20 protein-coding genes are annotated in these 24,294 nt (G+C 56.0%); 2 read left to right on the forward strand and 18 right to left on the reverse strand.

The window, feature by feature from the left end:
* Window positions 1–100: 100 nt before the first annotated feature.
* The 4 genes from D4100_RS11785 to D4100_RS11800 all read right to left on the reverse strand — a co-directional run bounded on the left by D4100_RS11785 (window position 101) and on the right by D4100_RS11800 (window position 4,031).
* On the reverse strand, window positions 101–616 hold the full coding sequence (locus D4100_RS11785; RefSeq protein WP_006317975.1) for a DUF6789 family protein: 516 nt from the start codon (window positions 614–616) through the stop codon (window positions 101–103).
* Between the two features lie 18 nt (window positions 617–634).
* The gene (locus D4100_RS11790; RefSeq protein WP_119804420.1) at window positions 635–1,498 is read right to left on the reverse strand and encodes a DMT family transporter; all 864 of its coding nucleotides are present in this window, start codon (window positions 1,496–1,498) and stop codon (window positions 635–637) included.
* Window positions 1,499–1,688: 190 nt separating this feature from the next.
* Window positions 1,689–2,114, reverse strand: a complete 426-nt coding sequence (locus D4100_RS11795; protein WP_006317977.1) for a cupin domain-containing protein — start codon at window positions 2,112–2,114, stop codon at window positions 1,689–1,691.
* A gap of 87 nt (window positions 2,115–2,201) precedes the next feature.
* A complete protein-coding gene (locus D4100_RS11800) occupies window positions 2,202–4,031 on the reverse strand; it encodes a thiamine pyrophosphate-binding protein (RefSeq protein WP_119804421.1) in 1,830 nt (609 codons plus the stop codon).
* Between the two features lie 337 nt (window positions 4,032–4,368).
* Here D4100_RS11800 and D4100_RS11805 point away from each other — a divergent pair, with 337 nt between their 5' ends.
* Window positions 4,369–5,244, forward strand: coding sequence for a LysR family transcriptional regulator (locus D4100_RS11805; RefSeq protein WP_006317979.1), 876 nt, complete (start codon window positions 4,369–4,371; stop codon window positions 5,242–5,244).
* A gap of 75 nt (window positions 5,245–5,319) precedes the next feature.
* Here D4100_RS11805 and nuoN read toward each other — a convergent pair whose 3' ends face one another.
* The 14 genes from nuoN to lrhA all read right to left on the reverse strand — a co-directional run bounded on the left by nuoN (window position 5,320) and on the right by lrhA (window position 22,150).
* Entirely contained in the window at window positions 5,320–6,777 is a 1,458-nt protein-coding gene (gene nuoN, locus D4100_RS11810) for an NADH-quinone oxidoreductase subunit NuoN (protein WP_006317981.1), read from the reverse strand.
* 6 nt (window positions 6,778–6,783) lie between these two features.
* Entirely contained in the window at window positions 6,784–8,313 is a 1,530-nt protein-coding gene (gene nuoM, locus D4100_RS11815) for an NADH-quinone oxidoreductase subunit M (protein ID WP_006317983.1), read from the reverse strand.
* A gap of 185 nt (window positions 8,314–8,498) precedes the next feature.
* The gene (nuoL, locus tag D4100_RS11820; protein WP_006317985.1) at window positions 8,499–10,346 is read right to left on the reverse strand and encodes an NADH-quinone oxidoreductase subunit L; all 1,848 of its coding nucleotides are present in this window, start codon (window positions 10,344–10,346) and stop codon (window positions 8,499–8,501) included.
* Window positions 10,343–10,645: an NADH-quinone oxidoreductase subunit NuoK gene (gene nuoK, locus D4100_RS11825; RefSeq protein WP_004936014.1), complete on the reverse strand. Its 303-nt coding sequence runs from the start codon at window positions 10,643–10,645 to the stop codon at window positions 10,343–10,345. The genes nuoL and nuoK overlap by 4 nt, the downstream gene beginning before the upstream one ends.
* Complete coding sequence (gene nuoJ, locus D4100_RS11830) at window positions 10,642–11,202, reverse strand: NADH-quinone oxidoreductase subunit J (RefSeq protein ID WP_006317993.1); 561 nt, start codon at window positions 11,200–11,202, stop codon at window positions 10,642–10,644. The genes nuoK and nuoJ overlap by 4 nt, the downstream gene beginning before the upstream one ends.
* Window positions 11,203–11,215: 13 nt before the next feature.
* Window positions 11,216–11,758 carry an NADH-quinone oxidoreductase subunit NuoI gene (gene nuoI / locus D4100_RS11835; protein WP_006317994.1) on the reverse strand — a complete coding sequence of 181 codons (543 nt, stop codon included), beginning with the start codon at window positions 11,756–11,758 and terminating at the stop codon, window positions 11,216–11,218.
* A gap of 14 nt (window positions 11,759–11,772) precedes the next feature.
* Window positions 11,773–12,750 carry an NADH-quinone oxidoreductase subunit NuoH gene (gene nuoH, locus D4100_RS11840; RefSeq protein WP_006317995.1) on the reverse strand — a complete coding sequence of 326 codons (978 nt, stop codon included), beginning with the start codon at window positions 12,748–12,750 and terminating at the stop codon, window positions 11,773–11,775.
* The gene (gene nuoG, locus D4100_RS11845) at window positions 12,747–15,485 is read right to left on the reverse strand and encodes an NADH-quinone oxidoreductase subunit NuoG (RefSeq protein WP_006317996.1); all 2,739 of its coding nucleotides are present in this window, start codon (window positions 15,483–15,485) and stop codon (window positions 12,747–12,749) included. The genes nuoH and nuoG overlap by 4 nt, the downstream gene beginning before the upstream one ends.
* A 79-nt stretch (window positions 15,486–15,564) precedes the next feature.
* Window positions 15,565–16,917 (reverse strand): NADH-quinone oxidoreductase subunit NuoF, encoded by a 1,353-nt coding sequence (gene nuoF / locus D4100_RS11850; protein WP_006317998.1) that lies wholly within the window; start codon window positions 16,915–16,917, stop codon window positions 15,565–15,567.
* A complete protein-coding gene (gene nuoE / locus D4100_RS11855; RefSeq protein ID WP_006317999.1) occupies window positions 16,914–17,465 on the reverse strand; it encodes an NADH-quinone oxidoreductase subunit NuoE in 552 nt (183 codons plus the stop codon). Before nuoE ends, nuoF begins: the two co-directional genes overlap by 4 nt.
* Before the next feature lie 2 nt (window positions 17,466–17,467).
* Window positions 17,468–19,264 (reverse strand): NADH-quinone oxidoreductase subunit C/D, encoded by a 1,797-nt coding sequence (nuoC, locus tag D4100_RS11860; RefSeq protein ID WP_004947275.1) that lies wholly within the window; start codon window positions 19,262–19,264, stop codon window positions 17,468–17,470.
* A gap of 96 nt (window positions 19,265–19,360) precedes the next feature.
* On the reverse strand, window positions 19,361–20,035 hold the full coding sequence (locus tag D4100_RS11865; RefSeq protein ID WP_004947278.1) for a NuoB/complex I 20 kDa subunit family protein: 675 nt from the start codon (window positions 20,033–20,035) through the stop codon (window positions 19,361–19,363).
* Between the two features lie 29 nt (window positions 20,036–20,064).
* A complete protein-coding gene (locus D4100_RS11870) occupies window positions 20,065–20,502 on the reverse strand; it encodes an NADH-quinone oxidoreductase subunit A (RefSeq protein ID WP_006318006.1) in 438 nt (145 codons plus the stop codon).
* Between the two features lie 712 nt (window positions 20,503–21,214).
* Window positions 21,215–22,150 carry a transcriptional regulator LrhA gene (gene lrhA, locus D4100_RS11875; RefSeq protein ID WP_006317004.1) on the reverse strand — a complete coding sequence of 312 codons (936 nt, stop codon included), beginning with the start codon at window positions 22,148–22,150 and terminating at the stop codon, window positions 21,215–21,217.
* Between the two features lie 864 nt (window positions 22,151–23,014).
* On the opposite strand from lrhA, the gene D4100_RS11880 reads away from it, so the two are divergent.
* Window positions 23,015–24,229 carry a pyridoxal phosphate-dependent aminotransferase gene (locus D4100_RS11880; protein ID WP_006317019.1) on the forward strand — a complete coding sequence of 405 codons (1,215 nt, stop codon included), beginning with the start codon at window positions 23,015–23,017 and terminating at the stop codon, window positions 24,227–24,229.
* Window positions 24,230–24,294: the final 65 nt, after the last annotated feature.

Consider the following 24,294-nt stretch of genomic DNA (forward strand, 5'->3'; position numbering starts at 1 on the left):
AGGAAACGCGTTCATCATACCGTTTGGGTATAACAGCAAAAATAGCCAAGAATGCATCACAGTGATTCATTAATGCATGAGCGAAGCAAATATGACCGTTTTAATGCAGCACGCAAACCGCCCGCCTGCGTGGCCAAATACCGCAAATGCCTAATACCAAACCATATACGGCATGGTTGACCAGGCTGGCCACCAGCAAACCGGGGCCGCTAGCGGCGCTGCCGAAAAAGCCTAATCCAACCGAAGGATAAATTAAACATAACGATATAAGCGAACAAACCAGGCCATAAATAACGGCCCGGCACAAGGCACCGCGGCGCGGGTGATAAACGGAAAAGATAAAATAATAAAAAAGAAGCGCCAGGACGATGCCTGCAAAATAATGCGCACCGTAGCCCAATAATAATGCGTGCGGCACCTGAGGAATATCGCCGGGCCGCAAGAACAGAAATTGCCCCTGCCCCCACTGATTAACCAAATTGCCGATAAAAACCAGATTCAACTTACCGATAACCCCGGCGGACGAGGCAACAAAATTTACCAGGTCCATGCCGAGGGTCGCCACAATGCCAAACAGTCCATAACGCGCCAGTTCCCTGGCTGGGCACAAGTCCATTAGCCCTCTCCCTTGTTGTTATACCGCTGCGGCCTTCGAGGCCTTCACCGGATTGCGTTTCAAAATGGCCAATGCGCCGGAAAGAATAATCAACGCCATGCCGGCCGCAGCAATATAAGACAGTTTTTCGCCAAACAGCAGATAACCGAGCAGCGTGGAAAAAATGATGGTGCTGTAGGACAGGATGCTGACAATCACCGCATTGCCGCTGCCATAAGCGCGGGTCATGGTGATTTGCCCCAGGCTGCCGAATACGCCGATGGCGCCTACGCACAGCATCATGGCGCTGTCCAGGGCCGTAAAGCCCATCGCCGCCGTCATCACAAAGCCAATCACTGTGCCCACCAGCGAGAAATAAAACACCACCCGCAACTCCGGCTCGCCGCTGCGCACCAGCTTACCGACATTGAAATAAGCCAGCGCGGTCAACAGCCCGGATAACAGACCAATCAGGGTGGCGACATACTCGCCATTCGGCGTATCCGGGCGCAGCAACACCAGAATGCCGATAAACCCCAACAGCACGGAAAACAGCAATTTGCCGGTCAACTGGCCCTTGGAGGTTACGAAGGCGATCGCCGACTGAAAGATCGGGTTGGTGTAACCCAGCGTGGTGGCGGTGGCGATCGGCAGATGGATCAGAGAATAAAAGCCGCAGTACATCGCCGCATTGCCGATGGCGGCGCGCTTCATATGCAAACCGAGGTGCTGGGTGCGGAAACCGAGATTTTTAACCTTAATCAGCGCGGCGACGATCAATACGTTAATAAAAGAGCGATAAAAAATGATATCGAAAAAGCCCACTTTCGCCGAAGCCAGTTTGACACTTGCCCCCATCAGCGCAAAGAACCCGCTGGCGACGACCATCCACAAAGCAACCATGATTTCCTCGGAATACACCCCAAAACGGGCTGTAAAAAATAATCTATACCCTATGGGGCCAAGTTGCAGCCAGGCTGGCCCAGGATTAGGCCAGTGCCTCGTAGGCTGCACCCGTATCAAACGGGGCGAACATCTTCGCCCCCTACGGACAGTGCAGTCAACAACGCCGCAGCTTGAAAGACACTATTCTTTATTCGGCGGTTTTCACCGTCAGCGGTTTGTTGTCGGCACAAGCGAAGAACACCAGCATCTCCGCCCCTTTATCGCCAGAAACGCCCTGATGAACGATATCTACCGTGTCGGTAAAGGAATCCCCTTGCTTAAAGGTGTGCTTCAAGCCGGTTTTTTTTACCGTGAGAGAAACGCTGCCGCCGGTCATATGCACCGCACTGATACACGGATGAATATGCCAGGCCAGCACCTTATTCGGCTCCACCGTCACTTTCAACATGGTGATCTGAGGGGCGCCGGCCGGATACTGTCCGTACGGCGTGCCCTCCCACGAGGTTTCGGTTTTCAGCAAGGTTTCTTTGCTGATCCCTTCGCCGTGGTCTTCAGCAGCCTGCGCGTTCCCCTGAAATGCCATCGTTAATGCCAGAAGTATCAATTTATACATTGTTATCGCTCCATGACCCTGTGAATAAGAACAGAAAATGGCGTGATACAAAGGATAATTAACGACGCCCTCCAGAGACAGGCCCCCTTACAACCCTTTGATACGCTGTTCGTATTCTACGATGCTCTCGGCATAGTATCGATTAGGCGCCACATGATTTCCTACTATCACTTCTATCAGGAACGGGCCATCGTACTCGGCCGCGGCGGCCAGCGCTTCATCCAGTTCCTCCAGCGTCGCCACCTTCGCAGAGGCGACGCCCAGGCTGTTGGCGAAAGCCTTCCAGTCGTGATTCGGCAGGGCTGTGTAATCGGCCGATACGCCGCGGTTCTGAAGCGTGTCGATATGCATGGCGCCATGGGCGCTGTTGTTCATCACGACAAAGGTCATTTTCACCTGGTAGCGAGCGGCGGTCTGGATCTCGATGCCGTGCATCAGCATGCAGCCGTCGCCGGTGACCACTACGCAGTCACGGTGCGGCGCCGCCAGCTTGATGCCGATACCGGCGCATATCGCCCACCCCATCGGTGCCAGGGAGCTTGAGGTGTGATAGTCACCCCGCCCGCTGGCCAGCCAGTGGTGGGCCATAAAGATACGGTGCGCGCCGGAGTCGACCACCACGTTGGTGTCCTCGTCCATGCGGCTGCGGATGCGTTTGATGACATCGCCGGGGTACATGTTGGCTTCGCCCGCCGCCTGCCGCGCCTGCAGATCGGGCTGTTGTTGTTCAAGCGGCAGTTGACGCACCTGCGCAAGCCAGCCATCCCGCAGCGTCTTGACACCGGCCAGGTGGATGTCGCCGTCGCCGACCGCGTCCAGCAGGTACTGCAACCCGCCGGTCAGGCTGGAGAAAATCTGCATGTCCGGTTGATAGTGCGAGCTGACCTTGTCAAAATCTTCGTCAATCACCACCAGCGTTTTGGCGCCATGCAACCGCGGGTTCCAGTTCAGGCTGTCGCGCTGGCTAAGGTCACATCCCAGTACCAGCAGCACGTCCACTTCATCACCGTTGATGGTTTCTACCGCGCGGGTATGGCCGGCGAACCCATACAGGCCAAGCGCCAACTCGTGCCCTTCGGGGAACGCCCCCTTACCGGACAGCGTGGTGGCGACCGGCAGACGGTATTTCTCCGCCAGGCGCAACAACAGTTCGGCGTCCTGCGGGTTATTCATGCGGTTGCCCACCAGACAGGCCACGTTCAAACCGCGCAGCAGGTAATCGTTCAGTACCTGCTCCAGCCCCTGCTGATCGATCGCCGCCTCGCGGCACTGCGGCGTGCGCTGCGGATCTGCAGCATGATTGCCGGCCACTGCTTTCTTTTGCATGTCGACCGGCACGCTCAAATACGCACGGCCTTTGCGCTGAGTGTTCAGGCAAGACAAACTGCGCCGCAACTCATGCTGCAACGTCAGATTATTTTTCACTTCGATGGCGGCGGAAAGTAGAGGTTTGACGATGGTCAGCTCATCGATGCCGCTGTTGCTGCCGTCCTGAAAAGCACCCTGCGCTTCATGATAGGTGGCGATGCCACCGGCCAGATACAGCACCGGGATTTTATCGGCCTGCGCCGCAGCCATCGCCGGCAGGAAATTCATGGTGCCCGGGCCGGAGATACCGAGGCAAACGCCGAACTTGCGGCTGGCACGGGCGTAGCCATCGGCCATAAAACCGCAGGCGGTCTCATGAGCGCCAACGATGCCGGTAATGCCGGAATGTTCAATGGATTTAATCAGCGGATACACGAGCTTGCCGGGTACCAGGAATATGTATTGAATGCCGCGTGCTTCAAGACCCTGAATAATCACATCAGCGTTACTTTTATCTGCCGCTTTCGCGCCAGGCGTTGCAATAACCCTGATACCGTCCGCCGTTGCCAGCGCTACGGGGGTGTATAACTTCTCTGCGTGAGACTCCATTTTTCATGTCCAGTCGTGGTGGGCCAACCTGATTCAGAGTCAATCCCACCAGGCGGTTAGCCCACAGAGACAGGCTCTCATGCGCATCTGCTTACGCGTTCGGGTAACATCGATACAAAAATGTGCGCCAGATCACAGCATAAACGTTGATAAGCATAAAGATTGTTTAGTAAAAATAAAGATGCAAAACTGCTTCACATTGATGCATTTATTCATATCCTGAAACATAATAAATAATTATGATACGTGGGCTTCATTTGCAGCCAAAACCAGAGCCAAAGCGGCTGCGCAAGAATGAGCACGGATAAGACCGATAAGCCTGTACAAAGGAAATGGCATGATGAATTGGGATGATGCACGTTTCTTCCTGGCAGTAGCACGCTGCGGCACTTTACGAAAAGCCGCCAATGAACTACACGTCGACCAGGCCACCGTGGGCCGCCGCATTACCGCTTTTGAAGAGAGCCTGGGATCAAAGCTGTTTATCCGCACGCCGAAATCATTTTCCCTCAGCCCGCTGGGTGAGGAAATGCTGGCGGACGTAATGAATATTGAAAACTCGGTACAGGCGATTGGCCGCAAAGCCACCAGCGGCGACGACAGCCTGTGCGGCAACGTGCGCATCGCCACTACCGACACCATGGCCGAGGCTTTCGTCATTCCGGCACTCAAGGATCTACGAGAGCAGCACCCATTAATCACCGTCACGCTGCTGACGGCGATTAATATCTCCGATATTTCTTATCGCGGTGCCGATCTGGCGATCCGTGGCGCGCGGCCCGATTCCGATGAGCTGATTATCAAACGCATGGCGACCATCGAAATGGGGTTGTACGCTACGCAAGGCTATCTTGATAAACACGGTCTGCCGACCAAAGGCGACCATCTGCGCGGTCACGATTTGCTGATGTTTCCGCGCGAACTGGTACCGCGCCACTGGAATGATTTCTGTGGCGAGGCGCTGATCGATCCCAACGTCGTTTTGCAGTGCAACTCGCAATTGCTGCTGCGCTCGGCGACACGGAGCGGTTTGGGTATCGGCCTGCTATCCTCCTTCCTGGCGGATAAGGATCCGGACCTGGTGCGCATCTTCCCGGAAAACAAGGACTGGGTGGATATCTGGCTGGTGCTGCACCCTGACCTGCAGCGCGCTGCGCGGGTGCGTGCCGTCGTACAGGCGCTGGAAGCGTCGTTTAAAAATAACCCAGGCTGATTCGCTCCCGCGTCCCCTGCTCCGCCCCATAGAAAAAGGTCGCCGAAGCGACCTTTTTTATTGCCTTGATGCCCATCAGAACATCGGCTGTGCCATCTGCACCAGCGTAATCAGCGGCTGCGGGTAGACGCCCAACAGCAGCACCAACGCGGCAGAAATCAGTACTACCACACCGCCGGCGGTCAACGCCCAGTTGTTCGGGGTATCGCGTTGCAGAGCTTCCGGCGCGTTGAGGAACAGGCTGACGGTCACACGCAGGTAGTAGTACAAACCTATGGCGCTGCCGAGTACCACAGCACCGGTCAACCACCACAGGTGAGCGCTGACGCCCATCGCGATAACGAAGAACTTACCGATAAAGCCCAGCGTCATCGGGATACCGGCCAGAGACAGCATCATCACCGTCATGACCGCAGACAGAATCGGCTTATGCCAGAACAGACCACGGTAGGAGAACAGCGAATCGGCATCCGGACCACGGTACGGGCTGGACATCAGGCTGACCACGCCGAACGCGCCCAGGCTGCTGAACAGGTAACCGGCCAGGTAAACACCGGCGGTTTCCAGCGACAGTTGATGGGTTTGCACCGCAATCAACGCCACCAGCAGATAACCCAGATGAGCGATCGACGAGTAACCCAGCAGACGCTTGATGTTGGTCTGGCTGATCGCCATCAGGTTGCCGAACAGGATTGAACAGACGGCAATGATCGACAGCACCATACGCAGCGCTTCGCTGTCGGCGGCCGGCGCATACAGGAACAGACGCATCACTACGGCGAAGATCGCAATCTTGCTGGCGGTGGCCAGGAAGGTAGAGACCGGCGCAGGCGCCCCCTGATACACGTCCGGCGTCCACAGCTGGAACGGCACCAGAGACAGTTTGAAGCCCAGACCAACAATCATCATGCCCATACCGGCCAGGATCAGCGGCTGGTGCATCATGTTTTCGTGCAGGCTCTTGCCCAGACCGGCCAGCGACAGATCGCCGGACTCGGCATACAGCAGCGCCATACCGAACAGCAGGAATGACGAAGCCGCAGCGGACAGCAGCATGTACTTGATAGCGGCTTCCAGCGGACGCTTCTGGCGGTAGGCGTAGCCCACCAGGCCGAACAGCGGCAGCGAGATCAGTTCAATACCGATGAACAGCGACGCCAGGTGGTTGGCGCTCGCCAGCAGAATGCCACCCAGCGTGGCAATCAGCACCAGCAGGTAGAACTCTTCGCGGTTGTCCGGGTAACCCACCAGCCATGGATAGGCGAAGGTACAGGTCGCCAGGCTCGCCAGTATCACCAGCCCGGTATAGAACATCGAGTACCCGTCAACCCGCAGCAGCGGGGTGACGTCCATTGGGCCTGCCTGGCCGACAAAATACAGCGAAAGCAGCGCCAGGTTTAGACCGATAACGGTCAGTGTGGCGTTGATAAAGTGGTCGCGTCGCCACGCAATGCCTAGCATCACAACCACCACCGTCAATCCGACGATCAACAGCGGTAGCAGTGCGATCAGTTGTTGAGGAGTTATTGTCATGGCGAATTACGGCCTTGTTGTTGAAATTGCTGAAACTGATGAACCAAACCAGTGTTGCACGTTGCTCATCGCCGCATTAGAAGTGTCCAGAATCGGCTGCGGGTAGACCCCCAGCAGAACCAGCAACACCACCAACAGCAAAATGATGAACAGTTCGCGCGCGGTCATGCCCGGCAACGGTTGCTCGGATTTAGCTTTGCCGTAGTAGGCGCGCTGCATCATGATCAACGAGTAAACCGAAGCAAACACCAGACCGAAGGTAGAAATCACGGTGATCACCGGCACCACCTGGAAGCTGCCGAACAGGATCATGAATTCACCGACGAAGTTACCGGTACCCGGCATCCCCAAGGTGGCTACCGCGAAGAACAGCGACAGCGCAGGGATGTACTTGATACGCCCCCACAGGCCGCCCATCTCACGCATGTCACGGGTATGCAGACGTTCGTACAACTGGCCGCAGATGATGAACATGCCGGCCGCAGACAGGCCGTGCGCAATCATCTGAATCACCGCGCCCTGGTAAGCCAGTTGGCTGCCGGTGTAGATGGCGATCAGCACGAAGCCCATGTGCGATACCGAGGTGTAAGCGATCAGACGCTTGATGTCGGTCTGCGCGAACGCCATCCAGGCACCGTAGAAGATACCGACCACACCCAACCACATGGCGATTGGCGCAAACTCGTGTGACGCTTCAGGGAACAGCGGCAGGCTGAAACGCAACATGCCGTAGGCCGCGGTCTTCAGCAAGATCCCCGCCAGGTCAACGGAACCTGCGGTTGGCGCCTGGCTATGCGCATCAGGCAACCAACCGTGCAACGGCACCACCGGCATTTTCACCGCGAAGGCAATGAAGAAGCCCAGCATCAGCATATATTGCACGTTATGCGACATTGGCGTTTGCAGCAGATCTTCATAATCGAAGGTCCACACACCGGTCGCATTGTAGTGCACGAACACCAGGCCCATAATCGCAATCAGCATCACCAGACCGCTGGCCTGGGTATAGATGAAGAATTTGGTGGCCGCGGTGATACGGGTTTTACCGTCCGACGCCTTGTGACCCCACAACGCAATCAGGAAGTACATCGGCACCAACATCATTTCCCAGAAGAAGAAGAACAGGAACATGTCGATGGCGAGGAACACGCCGATTACCCCACCCAGGATCCACAGCAGGTTCAGATGGAAGAAGCCCTGGTATTTCTGGATCTCACGCCAGGAACAGAGGATCGCCAACACGCCCAGCAGGCCGGTCAGCACCACCATCAGCAATGAGAGGCCGTCCAGCGCCAGGTGGATGGAAATGCCAAAGCGCGGGATCCACGGCAGCAGGAATTCAGACTGCCATTGTGGGATGCCTTTCGGCGTAGTCAACGTGTAGCCACCCTGCATCCACAGATGCAGAGAAAGCGCCAATGTCAGCCCCATTGCGATCAACGCAATCCAGCGCGGCACCTTAGTACCGAAGCGCTCAAACTGCCAGCACAGCAGACCGCCAATAAAGGGGATAAGAATTAGCCAAGGTAATAGCATGGCGTTTTGTGTCCCTTATTCTACCGTTGTCTTTCACGCTGTAGCGTCGTTGGCTGCGGGCGTTTACCCCTGTCGCTTACCTAAGTAAGCTCCAGAGGATGCTCGCACTTGCCGCCTGGCTACAACGCGAAATCCATACGGTATAAAACATTGTACATAGCACAGAGCTATGCCCGATAAATGCTTTAAATTATTATCAACAGCGCCAATACGACCACTGCACCCACACCCATAGACGCTATATACCAACGCACCTGACCGTTCTCGCTCACCGTCAGACCACGGTTCCCCCAACGGGAGAGGATGGCCGGCAGGTTCATCATCGAGTCCAGCGGATCGCGCTGCAGCAGCTTCGCAATGCCCAGATACGGCTTGACGAAGACTTTGTCATACAGCCAGTCGAAGCCCCAGGCATGGAACCACCAGGTCGAGAAGAAGCGCCCCGGCGCGCTTTTGGCGATGCGGGTGACCAGGCTGCGTTTGCCCAACCACAGCGCTGCCGCCAGCAGGATACCGGCGATAGCCACCACGCCGGAGGTAATTTCCAGCTGCAGCACGCTGCCGTGCGCCAGCTCAGTGGTATCCGGCAGTACGCCCTGCAATGGCGGAACGATCATCGCGCCAACGAAGGTGGACAACACCAGCAGAACCAACAGAGGCAGGTGGTGAGTGATGCCTTTACCGGCATGCGCTTTGATTTTCTCTTCGCCATGGAACACGATGAAAATCATACGGAAGGTATACAGCGAGGTCATGAACGCACCGACCAGACCGGCAATCATCAGGTTGATGTGGCCGTTCGCCATCGCGCCCGCCAGGATCTCATCCTTACTGAAGAAGCCCGCGGTGATCAGCGGCAATGCCGACAGCGCGGCGCCCCCCACCAGGAAGCAGACGTAAACCAGCGGAATGCTCTTGCGCAGGCCGCCCATCTTGAAGATGTTCTGCTCGTGATGGCAGGCCAGGATCACCGAACCGGAAGACAGGAACAGCAGCGCCTTGAAGAACGCATGGGTCATCAGGTGGAAGATCGCCGCATCCCATGCCTGCACGCCCAACGCCAGGAACATGTAGCCAATCTGGCTCATGGTGGAGTAGGCAAGCACGCGTTTGATGTCGGTCTGCACCAGCGCGGCAAAGCCGGCCAGCACCAGGGTCACAGCCCCGACGATACCCACCAGATGCAGCACTTCCGGCGCCATCAGGAACAGGCCGTGAGTACGGGCAATCAGGTAGACGCCGGCGGTCACCATGGTCGCGGCGTGGATCAACGCTGAAACCGGGGTTGGGCCCGCCATTGCGTCAGCCAGCCAGGTCTGCAACGGCAACTGCGCCGATTTACCGACCGCGCCGCCCAGCAACATCAGGGTAGCCCAGGTGATAGCGGTATCGCCGACGGCCAGCTTCTGCGGTGCCAGGATCATCAGCTCGCGGATGTTCAGCGTACCCAGCTCGTTGTAGAGAATGAACAGCGCGAACGCCAGGAACACGTCGCCGACGCGGGTCACGATAAAGGCTTTCATCGCCGCCGCGCCGTTGGCCGGATCCTTGTAGTAGAAACCGATCAACAGGTAACTGCACAAGCCCACGCCTTCCCAGCCCAGGTACATCAGCAACAGGTTGTCTGCCAGTACCAATATCACCATGCTGGCGATAAACAGGTTGGTGTAAGCGAAGAAGCGCGAGTAACCCTCTTCACCGCGCATGTACCAGGAAGCGAACATGTGGATGAAGAAACCGACGCCGGTAACCACCGACAGCATGGTCAGCGACAGGCCGTCCAGCGTCAGCGTCACGCCGATATTGAAGTTGCCGACGGTCATCCAGTTCCACAGGCTTTGCTCAAACAGCTGCACGCCGGTGGCTTTCCGGGCGAAGAAATCCATCGCCACATACACCGTAACCAGCGCAGCCAGGCCGATAGAGCCTACCCCGACGGTCGCCGAAGTGTTTTCAGACCAGCGGCCACGGGAAAATGCCAACAGCAGGAACCCGATCAGCGGTAGCAGAATAGTTAAATATAATAGGTTCATCCGCGCATCTCACTGACAGTATCGATATTCAGGGTATGACGACGACGGTAGAGCTGCAGCAGCAGTGCCAGACCGATACTGGCCTCGGCTGCCGCCAGGCTGATCGCCAGGATATACATCACCTGCCCATCCGCCTGGCCCCAGTAGCTTCCCGCCACGATAAACGCCAACGCCGCGGCGTTGATCATCACTTCCAGACTGATCAGCATAAACAGCAGGTTGCGACGCACCAGTAACCCGGTCAGCCCGAGTACGAACAGGATTGCCGCCAGGATCAGGCCGTGTTGAAGAGGGATCATGCTTGCTCCTCCGATTTTCTTCTCGCCATTTCGCTACCGGCCGGGGCGCTGCTCATCACTTCGCCCGGTTTGTGCTCGCGGCCAATGTGGAAGGCAACGACCAGGCCTGCCAACAGCAGCATTGAGGCCAGCTCAACCGCCAGAACGTAAGGACCAAACAGGCTGATCCCCACCGCTTTCGCGTCAACCATCTCACCGCTGATGCCCTGATCGGACACACTGCGGATAGCGAAGATCAGCACCGCCAGCAACGCCAGTGACATCAGGCCAGGCCCGATCCACACCGACGGCTTCATCCATTCGCGCTCCTGCTGCTGCACCGCATTGCCGAGGTTCAGCATCATCACCACGAACACGAACAGCACCATGATGGCGCCGGCGTATACGATGATTTCCAGCGCGGCGGCGAAGTACGCGCCGAGTGAGAAAAAGACTGCAGAGATCGCCAGTAACGAAACGATCAGATACAGCAACGCATGCACAGGGTTGGTATGCGATATCACGCGAATCGTCGCGACAATCGCAATCAAACCTGCCAGATAAAAGGCAATTTCCATGCTTGCTGGCTCCTTAAGGCAACAGACCTTTGACGTCGATCGGCTTGGCTTCGTTTTCGGCTTCGCCCTTGGCTTTGCCGTCAATCGCCATACCGGCCATCCGGTAGAAGTTATATTCCGGATACTTACCCGGCCCCGAGATCAACAGATCTTCTTTTTCGTACACCAGATCCTGACGCTTGAACTCACCCATTTCGAAATCCGGCGTCAGCTGGATTGCGGTGGTCGGGCAAGCTTCTTCGCACAGGCCGCAGAAAATGCAGCGCGAGAAGTTGATGCGGAAGAACTCCGGATACCAACGGCCGTCTTTCTGTTCTGCTTTTTGCAGCGAGATACAGCCAACCGGGCAGGCGACCGCACACAGGTTACAGGCCACGCAGCGCTCTTCGCCGTCCGGATCGCGCGTCAGCACGATGCGGCCACGGTAGCGCGGCGGCAGGTAAACCGGTTCTTCCGGATACATCTGGGTTTCGCGCTTGGCGAAGGCGTGCATGCCTATCATCCAAATGCTGCGCACCTGGGTGCCGAAACCAACCAATAACTCTTTCAATGTCATGGTTTATTCACCCCTTATTGAGCGTTGTACAAAATGACGGCGGCGGTCGCCAGCATGTTCAGCAGCGTCAGCGGCAGGCACACTTTCCAGCCGAAAGACATCACCTGGTCATAGCGCGGACGCGGCAGAGCAGCACGAATCAGAATGAACATCATCATGAAGAAAGCCGTTTTCAGCGCGAACCAGATAAATGGCGGCAGGAACGGTCCCTGCCAGCCGCCGAAGAACAACGTCACAATCAGGGCGGAAACGGTGACGATACCGATATATTCACCCACGAAGAACAGACCGAATTTCATACCGGAATATTCAATGTGGTAACCGTCGGCCAGTTCCTGCTCGGCTTCCGGTTGGTCAAACGGGTGGCGGTGACACACCGCAACCCCGGCAATCGCAAAGGTAATAAAACCAAAGAATTGCGGAATGACGTTCCAGACGTGAGCCTGCGATTCAACGATGGCCTGCATGTTGAACGAATCAGCCTGCATCACGACGCCCATCAGCGACAGACCAAGAAACACTTCGTAGCTCAGGGTTTGCGCGGAAGCACGCATCGCCCCCAACAGCGAGTATTTGTTGTTGCTCGACCAGCCGGCGAACAGCACGGCGTAAACCGCCAGGCCGGCCATCATCAGGAAGAACAGAATACCGATGTTAAGGTCGGACACCGCCCAGGTCGGGCTGACCGGGACGATGGCAAATGCCAGCAACAGGGAAGTAAAGGCGATCATCGGCGCCAGGGTGAAGATCACCCGGTCGGAGAATTTCGGTACCCAGTCTTCCTTGAAGAACATTTTGATCATGTCGGCAACCAGCTGCAGCGAGCCGCCCCAGCCGACACGGTTTGGTCCGTAACGGTTCTGGAACAGGCCGAGCAGACGGCGTTCGCCGAAGCTCATGAATGCCCCACAGCTCACTACGACCAGCAGGATCACTACCGCTTTAAGGATGGCGATCAGAATGTCGATCACCTCAGGGGTAAACCAGCTCATCGTGTTGCCTCCCGCAGATTTTCAACCGTTGCGCCCACCAGCACTGGCGGGATCCCTGGCAAGCCAAGCGGCAAACCGACCTGGCCCTGGGTCAGAGTTTCACTCAGACGCACCGGCAGACGAAGCTGCTGGCCCGCACAGCTGAACTCCACCAGCGCACCGGCATTGACGCCAAGCGCAGCGGCATCGGCCGGGTTCACCATCACGTAGGCTTCTGGCATACGCTGCTGGATCACGCCGGAACGCTGTGACATTTCATCACTGCCGAACAGGTGGTAATACGGCGCGACACGCCAGCCTTCCGCATGATTAAAGGCGGCAGGCACGTTGGTGAAGTAACCCAGGTTACCCTCCCCTGCTTCGATCAGGCGGATGCCCGGATCGCCATGGCGCAGCTTGCCGCCCACTTCGGCCTGGAATTTGTTCCATGCCTGCGGTGAGTTCCAGCCTGGTGCCCAAGCGAACGGGATCTGCTGACGATCGGCCAGCGGGCTGTTGTTCCCTTCCATCGAGAAGGAGAACATGGTGTCTTTATCCTGCGGCTGACGCGGTTCATGCACGCTGATGTTGGCGCGCATGGCGGTACGGCCGCTGGAGCGATGCGGAGAACGCGCCAGTTTCTGGCCACGAATGCGGAAACTTGCATCCGGCGCTGCGTCCACAATGCCCTGCAACTGCGGCAGCGCAGTGACGCAGGCTTCGATCACGTCGTCGAGCTGCGTCCAGTCCACGTGGCGGCTGGTGTAGGTGGAGTGCAGCGAGTGCATCCAACGCCAGCTTTCCAGCATCACGGTGTAAACGTCTTTCTTCGCATCATCGTAATAAGCCGGATCGTAAACCTGGAAGAAGCGCTGCGCGCGGCCTTCCTGGTTGACCAACGTGCCGTCGCTTTCAGCGAAGCTGGCCGCAGACAGGATAAGGTTGGCCTTATCCATGATCGCGGTGCGCTGGTGATCGGCCACGATCAGGTTGCTGATCTTCGCCAGTGCAGCGTCCACTTTCGCCGCCGGTGCGTGACGGTAGAGATCGTTTTCCATCACGATGGCGGTATCGGCTTCGCCGCTTTCCAGCTGCGCCAAGGCTTCATCGAGCGAACCGCCGCCGATCATCGACAAACCGACGCTGTTGGCGGCGCTGGCGACGAAGGTAATGCCAACGTCAGAACCGCGATCCTTCAGCGCTTTGGCGATGTTGGCCGCCGCTTCGATGATGGCTTCGCTGCCGGCGTTGCTGCCGGTAACGATCAGCGGTTTGCGCGCATCGGTCAGTGCCTGCACGATGATGTCGACTTTCTTGCTCAGGTCGGCTGCCAAATCGTTGACCGCCGGTGCCGCGTTATCCAGCGCATGGGCAATGGCAAAGCCAAAGCGCGCCTGATCGTCCACCGGTGCGCGGTAGTTCCACGCCGCGATGTCGTCCAGACGTGTGTCATCCACGTTGGTGACGAACAGCGGATGTTTGGCGCGTTGGCCGATGTTCTGTATCGCCGCAATCTGCCAGTCGGCAACGCGCTGGGCCGCAGCCATCGCGCGCGCCTTGCCCTTCACCGCCTGGCGCACCGACAGCGCGATACGTGCACCGGTCTGGGTCAAGTCTTCACCCAGAACCAGCACGGCGTCGTAGCCTTCGATTTCGCGCAGCGCCGGGGTGTAAACGCCGCTGTTTTGCAGCACGTTCAACATCAGGTTCAGACGCGCCTGTTCAGACTGTGCAATACCGGTATAGAAGTTCTCGGCGCCAACCAATTCACGCAGCGCAAAGTTGCTTTCCAGGCTGGCGCGCGGCGAGCCGATACCGATGGTTTTCTTTGCCTGACGCAGAATGTCCGCCGCGCCCTGCATCGCCTGTTCGGCGTTCAGGGTGATCCAGTCATTGCCGCGCAGTTGCTGCGGCTGACGCGGACGATCTTTCTGGTTCACGTAGCCATAACCAAAGCGGCCGCGGTCACACAGGAAATAGTGGTTCACGCTGCCGTTGTAGCGGTTTTCGATACGACGCAGTTCGCCATAGCGCTCGCCCGGGCTGGTGTTACAGCCGATGCTGCACTGCTGACAGATGCTTGGCGCAAACTGCATATCCCACTTACGGTTATAACGCTCGGAGTGAGTTTTATCGGTGAATACGCCGGTCGGACACACTTCCACCAGGTTACCGGAGAACTCGCTTTCCAGCGTGCCGCTTTCCGTGCGCCCGAAGTAGACGTTGTCATGCGCGCCGTACACGCCGAAATCGGTGCCATCCGCGTAATCTTTGTAGTAACGCACGCAACGGTAACAGGCGATGCAGCGGTTCATCTCATGCGAGATAAACGGCCCCAGCTCCTGATTGTTGTGGGTGCGCTTACTGAAACGGTACTTACGGAAGCTGTGGCCGGTCATTACCGTCATATCCTGCAGGTGACAGTTACCGCCTTCTTCACACACCGGACAGTCGTGCGGGTGGTTGGTCATCAACCACTCGACCACGCTTTCGCGGAACTGCTTGGCTTCGGAATCGTCGATGGAAATAAAGGTTCCATCCGATGCCGGTGTCATACAAGACATCACCAAACGGCCACGCGTATCTTCCGCGTTTTGGTATTGCTTTACCGCACATTGGCGGCAAGCGCCGACGCTTCCCAGCGCCGGATGCCAGCAAAAGTAAGGAATATCGAGCCCGAGGGAGAGACAAGCCTGCAGCAGGTTGTCAGCGCCATCTACGTCGTATTCTTTGCCGTCTACATGAATCGTAGCCATAGTCAGCATGCTTCCAAGTGGCCTGCCTTACGGCAGGCGTTAATCAAAAATTCTGGCCGTGTTGTCGCAGCGAGCCGGCTTACCAGCGTTGCTTCAGCAGATTGTTCGGCTGGATGCCGCCAATCGCATGCGCGTTGCTGAAGTGCTTAACGGCTATGCCCGCTTCAAACTCTTCACGGAAATATTTAATCGCGCTTTGCAGTGGCTCTACGGCACCTGGCGCATGAGCGCAGAAGGTTTTACCTGGGCCAAGGGAACGGCACAGCTGCTCGAGGGTTTCGATATCCCCCGGCTGCCCTTCGCCATTCTCCAGCGCGCGCAGGATCTTCACGCTCCACGGCAGGCCGTCGCGGCACGGAGTACACCAGCCGCAAGACTCGCGTGAGAAGAACTCTTCCAGGTTGCGCACCAGCGGGACCATGCCGATTTCGTGATCCACCGCCATCGCCAGCGCGGTGCCGAGACGGCTACCGGCTTTGCCGATGCTCTCGAAATCCATCGGCAGATCGAGGTGATCGGCGGTCAGAAAGTCGGTGCCCGCGCCGCCTGGCTGCCAGGCTTTGAAGCGCAGACCGTCACGCATGCCGCCGGCGTAATCTTCCAGAATTTCACGCGCGGTGATGCCAAACGGCAGTTCCCAAACGCCCGGGTTTTTCACCCGACCCGAGAAGCCCATCAGCTTGGTGCCGGCATCCTTGCTTTTACCGCCGTTGATCCCCTGGTACCACTCAATGCCGTTCGCCAGGATTGCCGGAACGTTGCACAGGGTTTCTACGTTGTTTACGCAGGTTGGCTTGCCCCAAACGCCGGAAGAAGCCGGGAAAGGCGGTTTGGAACGCGGGTTGGCGCGGCGGCCTTCCAGCGAGTTGATCAGAGCGGTTTCTTCGCCGCAGATGTAACGGCCGGCGCCGGTATGGACGATCAGCTCGAAATCGAAGCCGCTGCCCATGATGTTTTTGCCCAGCAGGCCCGCTTCGGTCGCTTCAGCGATGGCACGGCGCAGATGCACCGCCGCCTCGATGTACTCGCCACGCAGGAAGATGTAGCCGCGATAGGCTTTCAGCGCGAACGCGGAGATCAGCATGCCTTCCACCAACAGGTGCGGCAGTTGCTCCATCAGCAGGCGGTCTTTATAGGTGCCCGGCTCCATTTCATCGGCGTTACACAGCAGGTAACGGATGTTCATGGATTCGTCTTTCGGCATCAGGCTCCACTTCAAACCGGTGGAGAAACCTGCACCGCCGCGGCCTTTCAGCCCGGCGTCTTTCACCAGGTTGACGATCTCGTCCGGGGCCAGGCCCTTGATGGCTTTCTCGGCGCCCGCATAACCGTTTTTGCTGCGGTATTCATCCAGCCAGACCGGCTGTTTGTCATCGCGCAACCGCCAGGTCAGCGGGTGCATCTCGGGAGTGCGTACAATGTCTTTAATCATTGATACTGCTCCAGTAGCGTCTCGATATCTTCAGGCTTCAGCTGACTGTGAGTATCCTCATCAATCATCATGGTTGGCCCTTTATCGCAATTGCCCAGGCAGCAGGTCGGCAGCAGAGTGAAACGACCATCAAAGGTGGTTTGACCCGGTTTGATGCTCAACTTCTTCTCGAGAGCGGCCTGAATGCCCTGGTAACCGGTGATGTGACAAACAACGCTGTCACAATAACGGATCACGTGACGCCCTACTGGCTGACGGAAAATCTGGCTGTAGAACGTGGCCACGCCTTCTACGTCGCTGGCAGGAATGCCCAGCACTTCCGCGATGGCGTAAATCGCACCGTCCGGAACCCAGCCACGCTGCTTCTGCACAATTTTCAGTGCTTCGATGGAGGCGGCGCGTGGATCCTCGTAATGGTGCTTTTCGTGCTCGATCGCATCACGTTCTTCCGCGCTCAGTACAAATGCATCAGCGCCGCTCTGGGGAGCGGCTGCATTGATTGGCTCAAGCGCATCGTTGACTGCGTGATTGTCTTTTTGATCATGCATAGTTAGCGGTCCACATCTGACATTACAAAATCGATACTACCCAGATAGACGATCAGGTCGGAGACCAGGCTGCCACGGATTACCGCAGGGATTTGCTGAAGGTGAGCAAAACTTGGCGTACGTACCCGGGTGCGGTAGCTCATGGTGCTGCCGTCGCTGGTCAGGTAGTAGCTGTTGATCCCTTTAGTGGCTTCAATCATCTGGAATGATTCGTTGGCTGGCATCACCGGGCCCCAGGAAACCTGCAGGAAGTGGGTGATCAGCGTTTCAATATGCTGCAACGTGCGCTCTTTCGGCGGCGGCGTGGTCAGCGGGTGATCGGCCTTGAACGGGCCTTCCGGCATGTTGTTCAGGCACTGTTCGAGGATGCGCAGGCTCTGACGCAGCTCTTCCACCTTCAACATTACGCGGGTGTAGCAGTCGCTGTTGCCGTCGCCGACCGGGATTTCGAAATCGAAATTCTCATAGCCGGAATACGGGCGCCATTTGCGCACGTCGAACTCGATGCCGGTGGCACGCAGGCCGGCGCCGGTCACGCCCCACTCCAGCGCTTCTTTGGCATTGTAGGATGCTACGCCGACAGAACGGCCCTTCAGGATGCTGTTCTTCAGTGCGGCCTTGACGTAGGAATCCAGGCGTTTCGGCATCCACTCGAGGAACTCGCGCAGCAGGCGATCCCAGCCGCGCGGCAGATCATGCGCGACGCCGCCGATGCGGAACCAGGCTGGGTGCATACGGAAACCGGTGATCGCTTCAACCAGATCGTAGATTTTCTGACGATCGGTAAAGGCGAAGAACACCGGGGTCATGGCGCCGACGTCCTGAATGAAGGTACTGATGTACAGCAGATGGCTGTTGATGCGGAACAGTTCAGACAGCATCACGCGGATAGTATCGACGCGATCCGGCACCTTGATCCCGGCCAGTTTTTCAACCGCCAGCACGTAAGGCATTTCGTTCACGCAGCCGCCGAGGTATTCGATACGGTCGGTGTACGGAATGTAGCTGTGCCACGACTGACGTTCGCCCATCTTCTCGGCACCGCGGTGGTGATAACCGATATCCGGCACGCAATCGACGATCTCTTCGCCGTCCAGCTGCAGAATAATGCGGAATGCACCGTGCGCAGACGGGTGGTTCGGGCCGAGGTTGAGGAACATGAAGTCCTCGTTTTCGGTGCCGCGCTTCATGCCCCACTCTTCCGGTTTGAAGGTCAGCGACTCCATTTCCAGATCTTCTTTCTGTTTGGTCAACACAAAGGGATCGAACTCGGTGGCGCGTGCCGGGTAATCTTTACGCAGTGGGTGGCCTTCCCAGGTCTGCGGCATCATGATGCGCGTCAGGTGCGGGTGACCGTCGAAGGTAATACCGAACATTTCCCAGGTTTCACGCTCATACCAGTTGGCATTCGGGAATACCTTGGTCGCTGTGGGCACGTGCAGGTCTTTTTCAGACAGCGCCACTTTCAGCATGATGTCGCGGTTACGTTCGATGGAAATCAGATGGTAGAAAACAGAAAAATCCGCGGCCGGCAAACCGTCGCGGTGGGTGCGAAGACGCTCGTCTACGCCATGCAGATCGAACAGCATGACATAAGGCTTCGGCTGTTTTCTCAGGAACGTCATTACTTCCAGTAACTGGTCAGGTTTGACCCATACCACGGGCATTCCGGTACGGGTGGGCTGAACAGTAAAGGCTTCCGGCCCAAAGCGGTTGCGCAGTTCGCCAATCACCGGATCGTCTTGGTGATCCCTGGTTTGCCATGATGGCAGGGCGTCGTGCGTCGTTGAATCTGTCATAATTTTTTTTCACCACACTAAAGGGTTATTTCGCCGCAAGTTCACTTTTCGCTGTGTTAACCAATAGCGCACTAAGATGGACGTTAAATGAACGTCTTAAATCTCGTCAGGCGTCCGAAGGTTGGTCACCGCGATACGCTCGCCGTGTTTACGCTCTCTTTCAGACTGCATGTTGGCGCGGTACACGCCCTGATCGCCGACAACCCATGACAGCGGGCGGCGCTCTTTGCCGATAGATTCCTGTAACAGCATCAGCGCTTGCATGTAGGCTTCCGGGCGTGGCGGGCAGCCAGGAATGTACACGTCGACCGGCAGGAATTTATCCACGCCCTGAACCACGGAATAGATATCGTACATGCCGCCGGAGTTGGCGCAGGCTCCCATCGAAATAACCCATTTTGGCTCCAGCATCTGTTCATACAGGCGCTGAATAACCGGGGCCATCTTGGTAAAGCAGGTACCGGCAACGACCATCAGGTCAGCCTGGCGTGGCGATGCACGCAACACTTCGGCACCGAAACGCGCAACGTCGTGAACGGCGGTAAACGACGTCACCATCTCCACGTAACAGCACGAAAGGCCGAAGTTGTATGGCCAAATAGAGTTCTTACGCCCCCAGTTCACCATGTCATGCAGTGCATGCTCGAGTTTACCCATGTAAACCGTGCGGTGAACCTGTTGGTCCAGGGGATCGGCGACGATCTCCTGTTTTTGCAGGGGGTAACGGTCATTCTCACCGTTCGGGTCTATGCGGGTGAGCGTATAGTCCATCTTAATGCCTCGTTTTTAACCACAAATGACTACTGCGGATGACGGTTGGTGTTAGTGATTGTGCCTGGTTTACTGAGACGTTTGGAACGCGAAGGCGTCCAGTCCAATGCGCCGATACGCACCAGATAAACCAAACCGGCCAATAGCACCAAAATGAAAATGGCGGCTTCGATAAAGCCTACCCAACCACTCTCGCGAACGGAGACCGACCAGGCATACAGGTACAAGGCTTCAACATCGAAAATGACGAAGAACATGGCGACCAGGTAGAACTTGGCGGACAGGCGCATGCGCGCCGAACCGACCGAGTCGATCCCGGATTCAAACGGGGTGTGTTTGGCGCGCGCACGGGCTCTCCCGCCCAGGAAGAACGCGCCCAGCAGCATAAGACCGCAAAGCCCGATAGCCACGACAAGAAATACGGCGAACGCCCAGTGATGAGCGATAACTTCAGTGGTTGTTGACATACTCTATGCTTACTCATCAAAAGTGGCGTCGATCGCACTGCTCTTGTAACTGGCAGTTAGTGCACCACATCGATTTAAGGGAAGGATAAATTAACCACACAAACAAACTGCTTTTACAGAGAGTTAGGCAGCGTTTTACTGTGGGCTTTTTACTCCTTTCTATAACCTTTTGTCAACTTTGACAAAAGTATCTACACACTAGTTTACATACCCATCATTTTATTAACATTTGATGCGACTGGCTTAGGCTAAATCGTGTCAGTCAATTGCCGTGTAGAAACAGATAGATATAAACCAACATGCTTATTTCAGTTTTACTATACCATTGTCTCAGGAATCTCCTGTTCTTCCACTCACTACCTAGGGGTATTTTTTTGATCCAGGACACGTTTTCAGCATAATTCCTCAAAAAAAGTGTGGGCCTTTAACAAATTTTGTCAAATTCAGACGTAAAAACACCCGCAATAAATTACCAAAATAACCATATTAATTCCAGGCCTTTACGCACATCCCTCCAAGTTCAAAAAACAAGCAAAACCATTTCTTTATCATCTGATAACGGTTCTCATTACCGAGAACAGTTAGATAAATAGCTACTTCGTAATAAAAAAAAACGCTAATCCCCATAAACAGGCTTTTAGCCAAATTACGGCCAAAAAAAACCTCCGCCGAAGCAGAGGTTTTATCATGCAGCTTTTAACGCGCCGGGAGGTTATTCCTCACCGTCGGCCAGACAAGTGTCACCCTGCTGGGATGAACTCCCACCACTGAAGCTGTAACTGTCATTGCCATTTTGCACCGCGCTGAAAATCGCCATCGCCAGCTCGTTGCCGCACTGCGTGTCCTTGCACAGGGCATACTGGGTGTCTGGCAATGGCGGCAAACCTTCTACCGCGCCCAGCACCCGCAAGTCAGGGCTCATCATCTCGATCGGCCGGACCGTGATCCCCAAACCGGCCTTGCAGGCAGCACGAACGGCCGAAAGCGTCGAGGCTACATAAGCGATACGCCATGGGATCCCGGCGTCATCCAGATGCTTGATCGCCATCGAACGGAACGGGCTGGGTTCGTCCATCACCACCAATGGGATCGGCTCACCGGCCTGATACCGGTAATCTGCGGAGCAATACCACAGCGTCGGCGAAGTACGCAGCACAATGTGCGGATGTCCTTCGGTTTCCACCGTCGTAATCGCCAGATCGACTTCGCCGTTTTCCAGCATGTCGAGCATGAACGGGCTGCGTTTCACCCGCACATCAATCGCCAACTTGGGGTAAACCGACGTGACGCGATTAAGCAGGAAAGGCAGTATGGTATCGGCGGTATCATCAGAAGCACCGATAGTCAGAACACCGTTTATATTGTTGTACATCAGAGAGGTACAGGCTTCGTCGTTGAAGCGCAGGATTTTCCTGGCGTAACCGAGAAGCTGAATACCGTGTTCGGTCAATAATTTGTTGCGCCCGTGACGAGCAAACAACTCTTTGTCAACCAGTTGCTCTAACCGCTGCATTTGTTGACTGACGGCTGATTGGGTACGACAAACGGCAACTGCCGCAGCCGCAAAGGTGTTCAAATCAGCAACAGCCACAAAGGTTCTTAGCAGATCGAGGTCGAGATTAAGTATCGGACGATTTGCAGTTGTCATAGTGTTTTCTTCACTTTTTGAATTCTAATTTACAAACTACCCTGGTGTGTTTCTAAGACATCGTTTTAAAGGGACGATGCCTGACATGACAGTACCCCACTCATTAGTGGAGGGCAAAAAAATTACTTATATTTCGTTACCTCTATCGCCTTTTAAAATGTGATCTATCGCATATGCTTATAGAACGCCGTGCTCTATTACTAGTGAAAGTGTTTAATTTTTACCGAACCAAAGATTTTACTCATTCACAATGCTGGATTGCCACACCAATCGTGCTGCGCGATTTCCGCGCCCTGGCAGGCTTAAGCTCCACCCGCCCTCGAGAAAAAGTAAGTTATTTACTGCATTATGCAGGGACGTCTCTTCATGATTTTAATGAATTCAATTAGTAACATTTACCACGTGAATAATACGGGAATAATTACTTAAATGTTGCTTAAGAAAGAGACTGAAATATTACTAATGTAATATACCCATGATACTCAGTTTGGGTTGCCGATTGGCGACCCGCTATCAGACTACTCCGGTATTATCATTTCTTTACAGTTTATCCGGTGCAATCCTCCCCTCCGGCTTATCAGTGCGCGACGGGCTACAGCAGCAACCTTTCTTATTACGGGTCAATCATGTTAACACAACGTCATCAAGGCAGCACAAAAAACCACTAAATACAACCTACCGAACATAATAACCCAAGCAAACACCAAAACCCTGTTCATCATCACTAATATTAGCCTTGGGACCCTTCGTTTGCACCAAAGGCGTGCATAACCCTTCAAAAGCACCAGCGCCAGGAGTACATTGAGCGGGTTGCGGTGTTCCACGGTAGGAACGCCCCCATTCCAGCAAAAGGCTCAACTTTCTATGTCCCCCATTGAGAAATCCCACAAACTGGACAACGTCTGTTATGACATTCGCGGCCCGGTGCTCAAAGAAGCTAAACGTCTTGAAGAAGAGGGCAACAAAGTCCTCAAACTGAACATCGGTAACCCCGCCCCGTTTGGTTTCGACGCCCCTGACGAAATCCTGGTCGACGTGATCCGCAATCTGCCCACGGCGCAAGGCTATTCCGACTCCAAAGGGCTCTTCTCGGCGCGTAAGGCGATCATGCAGCACTACCAGGCGCGTAACATCCGTGACGTGACCGTTGAGGATATCTACATCGGCAATGGGGTTTCCGAGCTGATCGTGCAATCCATGCAGGCGCTGCTTAACAGCGGTGACGAAATGCTGGTACCGGCGCCGGATTACCCGCTGTGGACCGCCGCTGTGTCACTGTCCGGCGGCAAGGCCGTGCATTACCTGTGCGATGAACAGGCAGGCTGGTTCCCGGATCTGGACGACATAATCAGTAAAATCACTCCGCGCACCCGCGGCATTGTGATCATCAACCCAAACAACCCGACCGGTGCGGTGTACAGCAAAGAGCTGCTGGAGCAGATTGTCGAGATCGCCCGCCAGCACAACCTGATCATCTTCTCGGACGAGATTTACGACAAAATTCTGTATGACGAAGCCGAACACCATTCGATCGCCGCGCTGGCACCGGATCTGCTGACCGTCACTTTCAACGGGCTGTCCAAAACCTATCGCGTTGCGGGTTTCCGTCAGGGCTGGATGGTGCTGAACGGGCCGAAAAAACACGCCAAGGGCTATATCGAAGGGCTGGAGATGCTGGCCTCCATGCGCCTTTGCGCCAACGTGCCGATGCAGCACGCGATCCAAACGGCACTGGGCGGCTACCAGAGCATCAGCGAGTTTATTCAACCTGGCGGCCGTCTGTATGAACAGCGTAACCGTACCTGGGAACTGCTGAATGATATTCCCGGCGTTTCCTGCGTGAAGCCTCAGGGGGCGTTGTATATGTTCCCGCGCATCGACGCCAAACGCTTTAACATTCACGATGACCAGAAAATGGTGCTGGATCTGCTGCTGCAGGAAAAAGTGCTGCTGGTGCAAGGCAGCGCATTCAACTGGCCGTATCCCGACCACGTGCGCATCGTTACCCTGCCGCGCGTTGATGAACTGGAAATGGCTGTGGGCAAGCTGGGCCGTTTCCTGGAAGGTTATCGTCAGTAATCTCCGCGGGCGCAGCAGCCTGCTGCGCCCCTTCCCTGCACGCCCCGGTTGCATAACCCGCCGTC

The organism is Serratia inhibens, from assembly GCF_003591175.1.
Lineage (GTDB): Bacteria > Pseudomonadota > Gammaproteobacteria > Enterobacterales > Enterobacteriaceae > Serratia > Serratia inhibens.

What these genes read in the sequence shown, in the direction of transcription:
- D4100_RS11785 (WP_006317975.1), bottom strand. Translation starts at nt 616, where the DNA reads ATGGACTTGTGCCCAGCCAGGGAACTGGCGCGTTATGGACTGTTTGGC.
- D4100_RS11790 (WP_119804420.1), bottom strand. Translation starts at nt 1,498, where the DNA reads ATGGTTGCTTTGTGGATGGTCGTCGCCAGCGGGTTCTTTGCGCTGATG.
- D4100_RS11795 (WP_006317977.1), bottom strand. Translation starts at nt 2,114, where the DNA reads ATGTATAAATTGATACTTCTGGCATTAACGATGGCATTTCAGGGGAAC.
- D4100_RS11800 (WP_119804421.1), bottom strand. Translation starts at nt 4,031, where the DNA reads ATGGAGTCTCACGCAGAGAAGTTATACACCCCCGTAGCGCTGGCAACG.
- D4100_RS11805 (WP_006317979.1), top strand. Translation starts at nt 4,369, where the DNA reads ATGATGAATTGGGATGATGCACGTTTCTTCCTGGCAGTAGCACGCTGC.
- nuoN (WP_006317981.1), bottom strand. Translation starts at nt 6,777, where the DNA reads ATGACAATAACTCCTCAACAACTGATCGCACTGCTACCGCTGTTGATC.
- nuoM (WP_006317983.1), bottom strand. Translation starts at nt 8,313, where the DNA reads ATGCTATTACCTTGGCTAATTCTTATCCCCTTTATTGGCGGTCTGCTG.
- nuoL (WP_006317985.1), bottom strand. Translation starts at nt 10,346, where the DNA reads ATGAACCTATTATATTTAACTATTCTGCTACCGCTGATCGGGTTCCTG.
- nuoK (WP_004936014.1), bottom strand. Translation starts at nt 10,645, where the DNA reads ATGATCCCTCTTCAACACGGCCTGATCCTGGCGGCAATCCTGTTCGTA.
- nuoJ (WP_006317993.1), bottom strand. Translation starts at nt 11,202, where the DNA reads ATGGAAATTGCCTTTTATCTGGCAGGTTTGATTGCGATTGTCGCGACG.
- nuoI (WP_006317994.1), bottom strand. Translation starts at nt 11,758, where the DNA reads ATGACATTGAAAGAGTTATTGGTTGGTTTCGGCACCCAGGTGCGCAGC.
- nuoH (WP_006317995.1), bottom strand. Translation starts at nt 12,750, where the DNA reads ATGAGCTGGTTTACCCCTGAGGTGATCGACATTCTGATCGCCATCCTT.
- nuoG (WP_006317996.1), bottom strand. Translation starts at nt 15,485, where the DNA reads ATGGCTACGATTCATGTAGACGGCAAAGAATACGACGTAGATGGCGCT.
- nuoF (WP_006317998.1), bottom strand. Translation starts at nt 16,917, where the DNA reads ATGATTAAAGACATTGTACGCACTCCCGAGATGCACCCGCTGACCTGG.
- nuoE (WP_006317999.1), bottom strand. Translation starts at nt 17,465, where the DNA reads ATGCATGATCAAAAAGACAATCACGCAGTCAACGATGCGCTTGAGCCA.
- nuoC (WP_004947275.1), bottom strand. Translation starts at nt 19,264, where the DNA reads ATGACAGATTCAACGACGCACGACGCCCTGCCATCATGGCAAACCAGG.
- D4100_RS11865 (WP_004947278.1), bottom strand. Translation starts at nt 20,035, where the DNA reads ATGGACTATACGCTCACCCGCATAGACCCGAACGGTGAGAATGACCGT.
- D4100_RS11870 (WP_006318006.1), bottom strand. Translation starts at nt 20,502, where the DNA reads ATGTCAACAACCACTGAAGTTATCGCTCATCACTGGGCGTTCGCCGTA.
- lrhA (WP_006317004.1), bottom strand. Translation starts at nt 22,150, where the DNA reads ATGACAACTGCAAATCGTCCGATACTTAATCTCGACCTCGATCTGCTA.
- D4100_RS11880 (WP_006317019.1), top strand. Translation starts at nt 23,015, where the DNA reads ATGTCCCCCATTGAGAAATCCCACAAACTGGACAACGTCTGTTATGAC.